Genomic DNA, 14,542 nt, shown 5'->3' on the forward strand with positions numbered 1-14,542 from the left:
CTGTCGTTAGGCGTGGAGAGGCTCATGGGCTACCGAACAGCCGTGCTTGCAGGACGAAACCCCGACTGAATGTTGCAACTAACGTCGATAAATTATAATTAACCTCAACCCATGAAATCCATTCTACGGAAGTTTCTGGAAATGGTCGATGTCTTCGGCTTTTTTGAGCGTGATCCTTTCGGAAATCTCGTATTTACCAAACGCATCCTCATCGGCACGCTGGGTTCGCTGACCTGGGCCCGATACATGTGGACGAACAAAACGGTCATCAAAGGCACCGAACACCTGGAAAAACTCCCGGAAAATGGTGTACTGTTTCTGTCCAACCATCAGACCTACTTTGCCGATGTGATCTGCTTCTACCACATCTTCTGTAGTGTCAAATGGGGATTCCGAAACTGGATTGGACTGCCCATCTACCTACTAGCTCCCCGGGCCCGGATGTATTACGTAGCTGCCTCCGAGACCATGAAGGACAGCGGTCTGGTTCCCCGCATTTTTGCTCAGGCCGGAGGTATTACCATCAACCGCTCCTGGCGGGCCAAAGGGCATGACGTGAAGCGGGAAGTAGACAAATCCGCCGGTGATAAAATTGGTAAAGGCCTTTCGGATGGCTGGGTGGTGAGTTTCCCGCAGGGCACCACCAGCCCGTACGCCCCCGTACGAAAAGGTACCGGGCATTTGATCAAGGAGCACCATCCGATTGTGGTACCCGTCGTCATCAATGGCTTTCGTCGGGCTTTCGATAAGAAAGGTCTCTTACTGAAAAAACGGGGCACTACCCTTTCGGTCACCTTCAAAGAGCCCATGCGGTTTGATCCCTCCCTTTCCGTGGAGGAAATTATTACGCACGTCGAAGCGTTTCTGGAACAGGACTACCCGGAAGGCAAACAATGGTACGTGAAAAAACAGGCGGAAAAGACGGCGTCTTCCGGCACCTAGTTTTCTGCTTTTTTTCATTCGATCCGGCCTTTGACGCCTACTTTTGACACCACGTTTCTTCACTTCGCACTATGCCCGCTATTCAATACGAATACAAACCTGAAAACCACTTCCGCTCGGATCCGAACAAGTATAAACTGGAAGATCTGAAGTCGGAAGAGATGATCCTGAACATGGGGCCGCAGCACCCTTCGACGCACGGGGTGCTCCGGCTGGAGATCATCAGCGACGGCGAGTTGATTGTGGATGTAGTCCCGCATTTGGGTTACCTGCACCGCTGTTTTGAAAAACACGCCGAAAACCTGCCCTTCAACCAGACCATTCCTTTCGTCGATCGGATGGACTACCTGGCGGCCATGAATTCGGAACACGTCTACGTAATGGGCGTGGAAAAGATGCTGGGTATCGACAAGGAAATTCCGAAACGCGTGGAATACATCCGGGTACTGGTGGCCGAACTGAACCGACTGGCTTCGCACTTTGTCGCCATTGGTTCGTACGCCCTGGATATTGGTGCCTATACCCCGTTCCTGTGGCTCATGCGGGACCGGGAACACATTCAGCGGATGCTGGAATGGATTTGCGGAGCCCGTATGCTCTACAATTACATCTGGATTGGTGGTTTGTTCTACGATCTGCCCGTGGGTTTTGAGGAGCGTTGCCGCGATCTGGTCAAGTACCTCAGACCCAAGCTGGTAGAACTACAGCAACTGGTCATTGAGAACGAAATCTTCGTGCGTCGAACGGCGAATGTGGGTGTACTCCCCCTGGCCACGGCGATCGATTACGGCTGCACGGGTCCGGTACTACGCGGCTCGGGTCTACGCTGGGATTTGCGGAAAGTGGATGCGTATTCTGTCTACCCTGAACTTGATTTTGACATTCCCATCGGAGAAGGCAAAATGGGTACGGTAGGCGACTGCTGGGATCGTAACAACGTACGGGTGCTGGAATGCTGGGAATCGCTCAAAATTGTGGAGCAGTGCCTGGCTCAGTTGACCAGTACGCACAAACGTACCTCAGATTTTGATCCGCAGGCCTTTGTACCGAAGAAAATCCGTCCGAAAGCCATGGACTGCTACGTAAGGGGCGAAGGCTCGAAAGGCGAACTGGGTTTCTACATCCGTACCGACGGGAAATCTGACGTACCCGTTCGGATGAAATCGCGGGGACCTTCGTTTCATAACCTTTCCGTCATTTCCGAAATCAGTCGCGGAGCTTTACTGGCCGATCTGGTTGCCGTCATTGGTTCCCTGGATCTGGTTATGGGCGAAGTGGATCGGTAGACGCATTAAACACTTCTTCTGCAAAATCTATACTTAAAAATTTATGTTTCAATTAGACCCCGAACGGCCGTATCAGAAAAAACGGAATCGCATTCATTGATTCGTTTTCAGGATTGCGACCCCTTGCAGCACCTGAATAATGCCAAGTATCTGGATTATTATTTCAACGCTCGCGAAGATCATGTCTTCTCCATGTACGGTTTTACGATGGATTATACCTTCAAGAAACACAACGCAAGCTGGGTCGTGTATAATCACCAGATTGGCTACATTCGGCCGGCCCGGGTTAGTGAATGGGTGACTATTATTACCAGCATCATTTATTTCGATGAAAGTACGATGGTGACGGAATACGTCATGACGAATGAAAATAAAACGGAGTTAAAAAACGTCATGTGGTCAACGGCCAAATACATCTCGGTTGCTACGGGAAAAGTTATTCCGCATCAGGAAGATATTCATCGCTTCTTACAAACCGTAGCCGTTGAAGGTGTAGATTATGTAAATATTACGTTTAACGAACGAATCAAACAGATTAAAACAGCACTAGCGGAAGGACGATATTAAACGATGAAACGTTAGATTGAAACGATTTAATATTCGAATCTACTTTCATCATTTTCTAGTAAGCAACGCGTACAAAAAGGGATTCCAGAAGGTCCTTTTTTTGTACGCGTTGCTTTTTTAATGGTTTTTAACAAACCTTTATTCTGCTTTTTAATAGCTTTGTTTTTCTTCATTGATTTATACTGGCAACAACAAAGTATAAGTACTTAAAAACGCCTTTAACCGCATGAAATTAATTGTACTAATCAGCCTGTTTTTATGGGGCATTTGTTTTTCCAGTCAAGCTCAAACGCCTGTCGTAAATTCCTTTCCTAAAAACAGTATTCGTCTGGGTGTAGATCATCTGAGTCTGGATGCTCCGGACGGTACGGCTCGCCGCGTGATGGTGCGGTACAATCGGCATTTCACCCAACGCTGGACATTGGAAGGCGGTATGGGCTATCTATCGACTCCTCATACCCTACACGCATCCGATCTGGTTCTGGAAGGAAAGCGACGGGAGCGAGTAATGGTGGAGGCGAGTATCTTTTTTGATGTACTCAAACACCCAAACCATGCCTTCCGGCTGGGTGGAGGCCCCGCCTTCTGGTACCGCGATGAAGAACTTCTGGGACGTGCTCAGTATCGGGTGCTGGACACTGGCCACATTCTTTATTACCTGGCTGAGGTCAATCACGTCAAAGGTCACTCGCTGGGTTATCAATTAGCCGCCGACTATGAATACCGCATTCCCAAAGTCAACGTAAGTCTGGGAGCCCGCTTTACGTTTGCCAACTTAGATACCGCCATCAGCTCCATGCTGGGGCTAACCGCAGGGTACCATTTCTAGCCCAAAACCGTTCGAATATTACCGTTATTTTAAGCCTGCTGACCTTGTATTAAATAATCATTACGCTTCGGTTTCAGCCCTGTATCGCCCGGACCCGGCTTCTATTTTTGTTCCTCTCACTACACTCTACACAAGCATGTTACGGAACAAGAATTGGATCGCCTTATGCGTACTGGCAGTGGCTTTCCAGGCCTGCGTAAAAGATCACAATCCCCAACCTGATCCTACTGAAAACCCGGCGGCTTTCCGCGAGGTGTCTTCCACTAAAATTGGTGGTGAAGCGGCGGCTGAAATCTCCGCTTACGATCCGGCAACCAAACGGCTCTTTACCGTTAACAACGAAGCCAAAGCTCTGGTGGATGTACTGGACCTTTCGGCCTTACCCACAGTTACGAAGATTCAGTCCATTGACATCTCGGCCCTGGGCGGTGTAGCCAATAGCGTGTCGGTCTCGGACGGCAAACTGGCGATTGCTCTGGAAGCCACCAACAAGCAGGCTAACGGTAGCGTCATCGTGATGGATACCAAAACTCTGACGCAGCTGAAGCAGATTACCGTGGGTGCACTGCCCGATATGGTGACTTTCAGCCCCGACGGCAAATACATCGTAACGGCCAATGAAGGCGAACCCAATGCCAGCTATACGAACGATCCGGCAGGCTCAATTTCCATCATTGATGTCACCAACAATTACAGCATTCGTACGCTTACCTTCGATTCATTTGCTCCGCTACAGGCTCAGCTGCAAAACGGTGGTTTCCGGATTTTTGGGCCAAATGCCAGCTTTGCTCAGGATATTGAACCGGAGTACGTAGCCATTTCGCAGGATTCTAAAAAGGCCTGGGTAACGCTCCAGGAAAACAATGGTATTGCGGAAGTAGATCTGTTGGGTGGTGCGATTATAAAACTGCATCCGCTGGGCACGGTGGATGTAAGCTTACCCGAAAATGCCATTGATCCTTCCAACGAAGATGGTAAAATTGCCTTTGCCACCTGGCCGATTAAGTCGCTGTATCTGCCCGACGCCATTTCCTACTTTAACGTCAATAACGCCGGTTATCTGATCACGGCTAATGAGGGCGATGCTCGTGAATACGACGCCTTTGTAGAACAGGCCCGCATCAGCACCTTAAAGTTAGACCCCATGAAATTTCCGAATGCGGCAACCTTACAAAAGAAGGAGCAGCTGGGTCGCCTGTATGTTACCAAGACCCTCGGTGATACGGATAAGGACGGTGATTACGATGAACTGTATGCCTTTGGTGGCCGTGGATTCAGTATTCGGGAGGCCGCTACGGGTCAACTGATTTACAATTCCGGGAAGAGTATGGAGGAAGAAGTAGTCAAAGCGGGTGCCTACGACGATAGCCGTTCGGATGATAAAGGGGTCGAACCCGAAGGCGTTACCGTGGGTATGGTGAATGGCAAACCGATTGCTTTCATCGCTCTGGAACGGGCCGATGCCGTGGCTATTTACGACGTGAGTAATCCCAAAGCTCCTCAGTTTCTGCAATTGTTACGTACGGGCGACGCTCCCGAAGGAATTCTGTTCGTAGCTCCCGACAAAAGCCCAAATGGTCGTAGTATGTTGATTGTTAGCAGTGAAGGCGATGGTACGGTAAAAGTTTATCAGCCGGACCGTTTGTAGATAGCATTTCGCTCACCCCGATCATTCCATGACGGTTACCAATCGGGGTGAGCGGCGTTACTTTTCGAGTTTTTTTACGTGCACTACCGCCGCCCCGAAAATGCCGAGCCCGTTCTTTATATTCGTATAAATCGGGACGGGCTCGGCGAAGGGGTTGTCCCCTACCTCCCGCTGTAATTTCACGGATTCCATAAACTGATAGTAATTGGGATCGACATGATACACAAAGGTATATACCGGGGCCTCACTGATGATTTGCGGATCATTCACCTTCCTGGCCTGCCCCAGTAAAAAATCGAGTTGCGGCGTTGAAATTGATTTGCCGGTATTGGTCAAAAACGCCACTACCTGCGTTTTTTCCAGTGCTACCACGGCCGAATCCCGGCCATTTAATTGTACAGGCGTAAGCTTTCCTTCGCCGCTGCCCACCAGATAATAATGCGTGGCATTGGTCTGCGTGATATTCCAGGAAAGTGTCCGTTTTTTATACACTTTGAATAACTTATTATCGTCGGGAATGTAGGTCAGTTTTCCGTCCCTGGATTGCAGCGTACTCATCGGCTTCGGAATCGTACAGGAGGCCGAAGTTTCCGGAAAACCCTTCGCCGATACCCGAAGCGTGTAACTACGCCCAGCCACCAGTTTATACTTCACTGCCTCAAGCCGATACTGGTCGCTATTATCATCAAAAGGAATTCGTATCTGCTGCTTGCCGTCCGATAGTAACACATTTGCATTCGTAACCGATGGGCCCGGCGAACGGTCGCCACTTCCTGCACCCTGAATGGGTTTGGTTTGTTTGACCAGCACCCGAATGTCCGGACTGGCCGGGTTCAAATAACATTCAATCACCAGCTTTCGATCACTTTCGATGGAGAGGTCATTCAGCTCCTGCGTACAACTCGACATGCCCAGCAGGGCGAGCAGTAATCGTTTAGTTTTCATGGGTTGATACCGTTTGATGGGAAAAAGATTTCACTGTTCATTGATTCCTACGAAAGGAAATATCGACATTCATCGACTAATCCCAGCAGCGGCTACTGATTCGCCACTAAAATTTAAACCCGTACGATACACTCGGCATGATGGGAAACAGAGTCACCTGCTTGAGACGATTCTCGTACTTCTTAACTTTCGGATCGGTGGAAACATCTACCGTATCGAAGTAATAGATAAAGGGATTTTGCTGATTATAGAGGTTATAGACGCTGATTTCCCAGGTACGCTCGAAGCGACGTTTTTTCTTGTGAAACTGCACCGCCACGTCCAGGTGCTGATACGGAGCTGCCCGGAAACCATTCCGCCGACCGTACTCTTCAAATACCCGTCCGGTGTAATACGCTTTGTCGCTCCCCAGTAAATCCAGTCCGGAATTATTCGAAATCCAGTACTGTCCCTGCGGCATGGTCAGGGCCGGACTGGTACCGTACACCCAGGTACTGGAAAGCGTAACGTTGGCGTTGAGGTGGTAAATGCCGACCAGGGAAAGATCGTGGCGGCGGTCATACCGGGCATAAAACCAGCGACCAAAATTGAGCTTATCAAACTGTTGTTTCGTCCACGAAAGGGTATACCCCGCCCAGCCCGTAAATCGGCCGGTTTTCTTCTGTAGCAGCAACTCCACTCCGTAACTCCAGCCCCTGCCCTGCGTAATCTGGTCTTCCCAGCTACCGCCGCCCGAAATCGTGTATGCCAGCGAAGTAGACCCTTCCTTGTAAGACACCATCCGATCCATGGTTTTGTAAAAGCCTTCCGCCGTAAACGTGACGCCCGAACGAAAGTCCTTCGCTACGCCGAATGCCGCCTGTTTAGAGAGCTGCGGTTTGGTACGTTGCGTGGATGGAATCCATAAATCCGTTGGTAAGCCGAAGCCGGAGTTGGCCAGCAAATGCACGTACTGACTCATCGAAGCGGCCGAGGCCTTGATCGCCCAATTCCGGGGCAACGAATAGGCAATCGCCAGCCTGGGTTCCGGTTGGAGGTAGTCTTTGGTTCCGGTCCGAAAGCCGCTGTACCGAATGCCCGCGTTGATTTTCAAAGCTGGAAAGGGAGCGTACGTATCTTCCGCATAAGCCGCCGCTTCCCAGGTATCCCGGTTCATCAGTACGGATTCAGGGCCCTGAACGGCCTCATCTACGCTGGTGTAGGTACTGGGTCGGAAATGGTGGGCGGTTAGAATCAGCCCCGTCCGGATCGTATGTTTTTCACCCAATGCCCAATTGAAATCCGTTTTCAGGCTGAAATCCTCGATGTACGATTTGTTTTGCAGGCGATACGAAGCCCGTTCCGTATCCCGTACCACATGACGCACCAGATTAACGGTGGAATTATAGTGGGTGTAGAGTAGAGCCGTTGTGGCTTGCAAGCGATTACTGAAGCGGTGATTCCACCGTAGAGCCGCCGCCGCATTTCGCCAGTTGGCCTTCCCGTTTTCTCTCGTGATGGTACCTTTGGTGTTGTAGATAAAGCGATCTTCTCCCGTATACGCCGTCAGAGAAAGGGTATTACCAGACTGATGTCGAAGGTAGTTTTTAGATTCAGATCATAGAAATACCCATTCTGATCCGAAGCTCCCGACTGAATTAGATTCAGTAATAAATCGGCGTAGGTCCGACGGGCTGAAATCAGAAAAGAAGACTTCCCCTTGGCAATTGGTCCCTCCAGCGTCATTCGGCTGGAGATGAGACCAATTCCGCCTTCACCGTGGAACTTTTCCCGATCGCCATCGCGGGCTTTGAGTTCGATTACGGAAGACAGTCGTCCCCCGAATCGGGCCGGGAAACCACCCTTGGTCAAGTCCACGGATTCAATCGCGTCCCCGTTAAAGAGCGAGAAAAAGCCGAATACATGCGAAGTGTGGTAAACGGGAATGTCATCGAGTAGTACCAGGTTCTGATCCGGCCCACCGCCGCGTACATATAATCCGGTCGATCCTTCCGAGCCCTTCTGTACGCCCGGTAGCAGTTGCAACGCCTTGATGACGTCCTTTTCTCCCAGAAGCGTCGGCATTGCTTTAACCTGCTCGATCGGCACCGACAGGCCCGACATCTGCACCGACTCCGAAGCCCGTACCGAAGCTGATTTTACCACGACTTCCTTCAGTTCTTTGGTCTGAACGTTCAGCATTACATGGTGTTGGCAATCACTCAATAATCGCAGCACGATCTCCTGATTCTGATAACCCGATAAACTATACGCAACCGGCAGAGCTGTATCTGCGGGCACTTCCAACCGATAGTACCCATCCGAACGGGTACGCGTCTGCTGGTTGCGAACCGACACCTGAACCCCCGACAGGGGGCGAGCACTGGCTCCATCCGTTACGAAACCACTGAGCGTATAGGGCCTCCGTTGGGCAAAAGCGAGGTTTGCCTTTGAAAGCCCTAAAGTAATTCCAATCCAAAGCCCCAGGTAAAGCTCTTTTATCCGCATTGATTTTCTGGCTTTTCGACACCGCTGGCATCGACGCTGACAGGTATAAGTAGGGCTGAGCATACGCGGCAGCCTAAGTCGTGGCGAACGACTCATTCATCATACAATCAATGGTGTGGAATGATCGCTATCTAAGGCCGTTAGAGGCAGCGACACGTTCAATCGGTACTCGATTCTTCAAGACCAGGTCTTGGGTTTTCAGTACTGAATGCATACGTCTGAGTGGTGCGGGTAGGTTGGATCTACTAAGCATACACAACTTACCATACGTTTAGCAAGTACAAAAGCTTTTTCCTAACGTATTTGTAGAATTATCCGTAGGATCTAAAAACTACTTTTTATAATCCAACTCTCCCTTGTGTATGATTAGTCACTTGTGGTACTTACGTAAAAAGGGAAGCTTTTCTCTTTACTACTTCTAAAAAAATTCGTTCGGCCGTCGCTATAGCCTTCGTCTGCTTTTTTTAAAGATTTGATAAACAGTAGCTTTAAAAAAATAAGCGAAGGCTCTTCTCTACAAAAAAATGTCTGTCATCAAGCTTGTACAAGTTCTCCCAGGCTTCTACACGTACCATTCATGAAAACAAGTATTGTTTTTTTATATTTTTACTTACCATAATTATACTTCTTAATTAAACCTTTTTGCGTAAAGCAGATGCGTAGGCAAGCCCTTATACAGACCACGCGGGCGTTCTTTACGCAGTTAATTCATGATCGTGCTTTTTATGCCCCTTTTTTAGTTAGCTGAACATTTACTTCTCATTGAACAGGAGTTCCTGGAGAGCATTTTCTGAACGTTTTATTCGTATCTTTTCGCCTTTCTTAAGCTTTACGATCGATTATGAAAGGATTGCTCTGCATTCTGCTGTTACTTGTTTCCAATGCGTTCATGACGCTGGCCTGGTATGGACATCTTCAGATTAAACAATGGCCTATGCTGGCCAAACTATCGCTTTTTGGTGTCATTGCCCTGAGTTGGGGGCTAGCTTTTTTCGAATACGTTTTTCAGGTACCCGCCAACCGGATTGGTTCCGAGGAAACCGGCGGACCTTTTACCCTTTTTCAGTTAAAGATTATTCAGGAAGTTGTTTCTTTAACCGTGTTTACACTGATTACGGTTTACATTTTCAAGACGGATAAGCTCGCCTGGAATCATGCCGTAGGTTTTGTTTTCATGATCATTGCGGTATTTTTCATCTTTAAAAAATGGTAATTTGCTATTGCATGATCACCTCTACCTCTTCTTAACTTATGCGTAAGATAAGCTTAGGCCTAGTACTCCTGAGTAGCTTGAGTTGTAGCAAAAAGGATCTTCCCTCGACTTCGCTCGTGGGGCATTGGCAGCTCGTTTCCTATTGCAAACCAGCCACTGACAGTACGTGTACGCCACTGGTGATACCCAGTGACAAACAGGTGTTGGTGACGTTCAGGAAAAATGGCGATTTTGAAGAAACGTACGCAAATACCCTTCCAATTCATTACGCTTTTCTAGGTTGCGGTAATGGCAAGTACTCGCTGGAAGATACCTCCGTCCGGATTCGGGCTCTGTGTATGTCTTCTACCCAGGGACGACTTTTCCAGCAGGTACAACTGGACGAGAACCGGCTGATTTTAACGCCTGACGGAACGGGTGAATATATGTTTAAACGATTGGGAAGATAAGAAAACGGGCTCCTGCAAAGAGCCCGTTTTTTATGGATTAGAAGCGATACATACCCGTCAAGCCAACGTTGGAAGAAGTAAACGCAGCATTGAGGCCGTAAATCGTAATCCCTGACCCGAAGGTACCGTTCAACGACACGGTAGGCACGATTTCAGCACTTACGTACCACTTAGGACTGATGTTGTATTGGGCCCCTAGCACAAATCCAATGCCGAGTGACGTATTCAATAAGAGATTTCCGGCATTCGTTATGGTTATACTTCCCATCGTTCCATCATTTACAGAAACATTTCCGCCGGGTGAATGAATGACGGTCAACCGGGGAATGAATTCTGTTCCATATACCACCTGAAATCGATCGTTAATTGACTTTCGTTTTTCCTTGCCTATTGCTCCTCCTACGCTAAAATTAACCAGGCTACTCCCATTAACGATCCCTAACCCCAGATTTCCAAAAGCCAGACGGTATCGCTTGTACACATTTTCAGATTTTTGTTTTTTATAGACAAAACCTAAATCATTGAATCCATTCGTTCGTAATCCAATTTCACGCGTAGGTACATCCTGAGAAAAAGCGGCGGAAAGACTCACGAACAAGGCAGCACAGGTAAGAAAAATTCTTTTCATAAACAGATTGATTGATTGAGCTGCAACCTATTCATAACTTTTGAATTTGCTAGTTTTATTCTAAAGCTTACCCTGTTGAAAATTGTAAAAACGCTGTTTACTCCATTCCTTAAAAGCCATTAGGTGTAGGTCTCTATTGCTCAATTAAGATTTGATTAGTAGCGTATTACTTTACTCAAAATATTCAACAAAAAAGCTCCAATCCAAGAGACTAGAGCTTTTTATACTTCATTAATCATTGTTTATGCTTTTTATTTCCAGGCTCGTCTCAGGAAACGCAGCCAGTTTCCATGCATGATTTTCTCAACATCCGTTTCCGTATAGCCCCGCTTACGAAGCAGGTTCGGAACGGTTTGTAAATCGGCAATGGTTTCAAGATCATACGGGGATTGTTCGCGACCAAAAGCTCCGTCAAGATCCGTACCGATGCCGATGTGGTCGGCGTTTCCGGCAATCTGACAGATGTGATCGAGGTGATCGACCAGTACTTCCAGATTACAGTTCATACCTTCGGGGGTCGACTGCCCGCGTACCCAGTTGGGTACCATCATCCAGGCATCCAGGGCTCCACCAATTACGGCATCGCGGTTAATCAGCTCGCGAATTTGTTCATCGCTGAATTGTCGGTTGTGATTCACCAGAGCCCGGCACAGGTTATGACTCGCCCAGACCGGACCGTTGTAATGATCCATCGCTTCCCAGAAACTATCGTCGCACAAATGCGTCGCGTCGAGAATGATGTTCAGGCGTTCCATTTCCTTCAGCAAATCCTGTCCTACTTTTCCCATGAAACCCGTCGCATCCGTTCCCTGAGCGTATCGGCCCGGTCCGTAGTGAGCGGGTCCGATGGCCCGTAGTCCGTAGTTATAGGCCCGCTCCACGTGATCGAGCGTTACGAGCGAATCGGCTCCTTCCAGACTTAGAATGTAGCCGACAGGTTTGGAATCGTTGGGTGTACCGTCGTTCCAGAGGGCCAGGTGTTTTTCCAGGCTTGCCCGATCGGTGATGGCCGTCATTTCGCCTTCATCCTCCATGGCTTTGTACCAGGAAACCTGCCCTTGCGTTTGAGCCCAGGCCTGCTGCGGCGAATGCCAGCCCGGCAAGCGGTTATGCGGAGCCACGTACCGGGCAATCTGCGTCGCCACAACCACGGCCACATTTCCTCTGCGTAGTTCGGGCAAGGATACGGTCGCCTTGCCCCGATCCGGTTTATCGGTCAGTCCCTGTTCTCTGGCATTAATTTCCGCGACGGGCAACCGCAAATCACGGTTCCACTCCATCGCATTCATGCTCAGATCAAGGTGAGCGTCTATGATTAACATGTATGCGTTTTGAGATTGGGGTTTAGGGTTTTGAGTTTTCGTCAAAACCTAACCCTATGCATTATCGTATTTGAGCACTTAGTTTGGAATTGAGCACATTACTCAAAACCCAAAACTCTAAACCCTCAACTCTTTTTAAACCAGTTCAAACAAAGCCTCGATTTCTACCGGAATGTTGTCGGGGAGGGAGCCGAACCCTACGGCAGAGCGAACGCCGATGCCGTTTTCTTCGCCCCAAACCTGAGCGAATAACTCGCTACAGCCGTTGATGATATAGGGATGACGTTCAAATTCAGAAACGCAGTTCACCATACCCAGCACTTTGATGACCCGCTTCACGCGATCCAGGCTACCCAGGTGCGTTTTGATGGTGGAAAGGATCGTCAAGCCGACCTGACGGGCAGCGAGTTTTCCGTTTTCGGTATCAATTTCCCGGCCAATGCGACCAATGATGAGGCTCTTATCGTCCTGTACCGGACCGTGCCCGGACACGTACAGGTACTTACCATCAATGAGATACGGTTTGTATACGCCCAACGGCAGCGGAGCCGGAGGTAAGGTAAGGCCCAGTTTAGCAAAAGCAGCTTCGGGGCTCAGTTGTTCGATGGTTGTTGCGGCTGTGTTCATGGAATTTTGTTGGTGGTTATTGGTTGGTAGTTAGTTTATGTTTAGCGTTTTGAGTTTAGGGTTTTGAGTTTACACTTGACTGCCTAAGCATTTACCAGTCTTGGCGATTATTGGATAGGAAGTACAGGCTGTTCCAGCTTTGTAATCTAGAATCTGACTGTGGCGAATTTGCAATTCACGGTATTGCAATCTGAAACAGCAAATTTTTCAATTATGAGCAACCACCTATTAACTCTAAACACAAAACTCTAAACGCATTAAATAATTTGATTCAAAATCAGTACCCCCATCAGTCCGACGAAGGCTACGAGTGTTTCCATCATCGACCAGGAACGGATGGTATCTTTCACCGAAAGGTTGAAATATTCCTTAAACATCCAGAATCCCGGATCGTTTACGTGCGAAAACATGAGACTGCCCGCTCCAATAGACAGGACCATTAAATTGGGATTGACCGTTTGCTGAACCATCAGTGGAGCGATGATTCCGGCGGCCGTTAGTCCTGCCACCGTCGCCGAACCGATACAGACCCGGATGATAGCCGCAATGAGCCAGCCCAAAAATAAGGGAGGCATCTGTAGCCGCTGCAATTGTCCGGCAATTTCGTTACTGACGCCACTATCCGTCAGAATCTGTTTCAACGCTCCGGCTCCACCAATAATGAGTACAATCATGGCGATGTCTTTCACCGCCGTTTCGTAGGTAAACATTACTGCTTTCATAGGCTTGCCGCGACTCAATCCTAAGGTTACCGTAGCCACCGCAACAGAAATGAGCATGACAATGGCCGGATCGCCCACAAAAGTCAATACTTCCTCGAAGGCATTGCCCGGGAAAAAATGGGATACCGTTGTCAGCGTCAACAGTAATACAGGCAGCAGCGAGGTCAGGAAACTACTTAGGCCGCTGGGCAACTCGGCCTCAGGAATGGGAGTGGTCTGAAAGGTAACCAAAGGTTGGGAATCAATTCGTTTGAGCGTCAGAGCGTACACCGGTCCGGCCAGAATGATCGTAGGTACGGCGATAATCAGTCCGTATACCAGCGTCAGCCCCATGTCCCCGTGAAACTGAGCCACCAGAGCGGCGGGCGATGGATGCGGCGGCAGAAAACCATGAGCCACCGAAAGCGAAGCCAGCATGGGTAAGCCAATGGCCACCGCCGGTAATCGGTATTGGTACACGACGGAAAAAATCAGCGGTACCATCAGGACAAACCCCACGCCGTAAAACAGCGGAATGCCGATGATGAACCCCGTACAGACCAGTCCCCACTGAATGTATTTAGCCCCAAACAACTGCATCATCACGGAGGCAATTTTCTGGGCGGCTCCGCTTTCAGCGACGAGCTTGCCCAGCATGGCTCCTAAGGCAATGATGATGATGAGTGAACCCAGCGTATCCCCTACTCCTTTCTGAACGGATTGGGCCATTTTTCCAAGCGGCATTCCTAAGAGTCCACCGGCCAGCAGGGAAACGACCAGAAAGGCTAGAAACGGATTGACTTTAGCCCAGACAATCAGTAGTACCAGAATGACAATACAGGCGGCAACAATCAGCATTAGTTACAGTTTTCAGTTGGCGGTTTTCTGTTTTCAGTTT

General features: G+C 48.9%; 14 protein-coding genes. 7 read left to right on the top strand and 7 right to left on the bottom strand.

What is annotated here, in order from left to right; translation table 11 throughout:
• Positions 1 to 111: 111 nt before the first annotated feature.
• From BWI93_RS11170 to BWI93_RS11190, 5 genes are all read left to right on the top strand, one after another.
• Entirely contained in the window at positions 112 to 942 is an 831-nt protein-coding gene (locus BWI93_RS11170) for a 1-acyl-sn-glycerol-3-phosphate acyltransferase (RefSeq protein WP_094811271.1), read from the top strand.
• 71 nt (positions 943 to 1,013) lie between these two features.
• Positions 1,014 to 2,228 (top strand): NADH-quinone oxidoreductase subunit D, encoded by a 1,215-nt coding sequence (locus BWI93_RS11175; protein WP_094811273.1) that lies wholly within the window; start codon positions 1,014 to 1,016, stop codon positions 2,226 to 2,228.
• A gap of 96 nt (positions 2,229 to 2,324) precedes the next feature.
• Positions 2,325 to 2,795: an acyl-CoA thioesterase gene (locus BWI93_RS11180; protein ID WP_369679138.1), complete on the top strand. Its 471-nt coding sequence runs from the start codon at positions 2,325 to 2,327 to the stop codon at positions 2,793 to 2,795.
• Positions 2,796 to 3,021: 226 nt separating this feature from the next.
• On the top strand, positions 3,022 to 3,624 hold the full coding sequence (locus tag BWI93_RS11185; RefSeq protein WP_094811275.1) for a hypothetical protein: 603 nt from the start codon (positions 3,022 to 3,024) through the stop codon (positions 3,622 to 3,624).
• Between the two features lie 136 nt (positions 3,625 to 3,760).
• Positions 3,761 to 5,272, top strand: coding sequence for a choice-of-anchor I family protein (locus BWI93_RS11190; RefSeq protein WP_094811277.1), 1,512 nt, complete (start codon positions 3,761 to 3,763; stop codon positions 5,270 to 5,272).
• A 57-nt stretch (positions 5,273 to 5,329) separates the two neighbouring features.
• Here the strand turns inward: BWI93_RS11190 and BWI93_RS11195 are convergent, their stop codons facing one another.
• The 3 genes from BWI93_RS11195 to BWI93_RS11205 form a co-directional block, all read right to left on the bottom strand.
• A complete protein-coding gene (locus tag BWI93_RS11195) occupies positions 5,330 to 6,217 on the bottom strand; it encodes a DUF4249 domain-containing protein (protein ID WP_094811279.1) in 888 nt (295 codons plus the stop codon).
• A gap of 106 nt (positions 6,218 to 6,323) precedes the next feature.
• Positions 6,324 to 7,766, bottom strand: a complete 1,443-nt coding sequence (locus BWI93_RS11200; protein WP_369679139.1) for a TonB-dependent receptor plug domain-containing protein — start codon at positions 7,764 to 7,766, stop codon at positions 6,324 to 6,326.
• Positions 7,763 to 8,704: a TonB-dependent receptor plug domain-containing protein gene (locus BWI93_RS11205; protein WP_176454196.1), complete on the bottom strand. Its 942-nt coding sequence runs from the start codon at positions 8,702 to 8,704 to the stop codon at positions 7,763 to 7,765. Before BWI93_RS11205 ends, BWI93_RS11200 begins: the two co-directional genes overlap by 4 nt.
• Positions 8,705 to 9,545: 841 nt before the next feature.
• On the opposite strand from BWI93_RS11205, the gene BWI93_RS11210 reads away from it, so the two are divergent.
• Both BWI93_RS11210 and BWI93_RS11215 read left to right on the top strand, forming a co-directional pair.
• Complete coding sequence (locus BWI93_RS11210) at positions 9,546 to 9,917, top strand: DMT family protein (RefSeq protein WP_094811285.1); 372 nt, start codon at positions 9,546 to 9,548, stop codon at positions 9,915 to 9,917.
• A 38-nt stretch (positions 9,918 to 9,955) separates the two neighbouring features.
• Positions 9,956 to 10,366 carry a lipocalin family protein gene (locus BWI93_RS11215; RefSeq protein ID WP_094811287.1) on the top strand — a complete coding sequence of 137 codons (411 nt, stop codon included), beginning with the start codon at positions 9,956 to 9,958 and terminating at the stop codon, positions 10,364 to 10,366.
• 37 nt (positions 10,367 to 10,403) lie between these two features.
• On the opposite strand, the gene BWI93_RS11220 is transcribed toward BWI93_RS11215, so the two are convergent.
• The 4 genes from BWI93_RS11220 to BWI93_RS11235 form a co-directional block, all read right to left on the bottom strand.
• Positions 10,404 to 10,994, bottom strand: coding sequence for a hypothetical protein (locus BWI93_RS11220; protein WP_094811288.1), 591 nt, complete (start codon positions 10,992 to 10,994; stop codon positions 10,404 to 10,406).
• Between the two features lie 251 nt (positions 10,995 to 11,245).
• Positions 11,246 to 12,316, bottom strand: a complete 1,071-nt coding sequence (locus BWI93_RS11225) for a dipeptidase (protein ID WP_094811290.1) — start codon at positions 12,314 to 12,316, stop codon at positions 11,246 to 11,248.
• 135 nt (positions 12,317 to 12,451) lie between these two features.
• Entirely contained in the window at positions 12,452 to 12,943 is a 492-nt protein-coding gene (locus BWI93_RS11230; RefSeq protein WP_094811292.1) for a RidA family protein, read from the bottom strand.
• 257 nt (positions 12,944 to 13,200) lie between these two features.
• Entirely contained in the window at positions 13,201 to 14,502 is a 1,302-nt protein-coding gene (locus BWI93_RS11235) for a gluconate:H+ symporter (RefSeq protein ID WP_094811294.1), read from the bottom strand.
• Between the last annotated feature and the right edge of the window lie 40 nt (positions 14,503 to 14,542).

Source organism: Siphonobacter sp. BAB-5385 (assembly GCF_002261125.1).
Lineage (GTDB): Bacteria > Bacteroidota > Bacteroidia > Cytophagales > Spirosomataceae > Siphonobacter.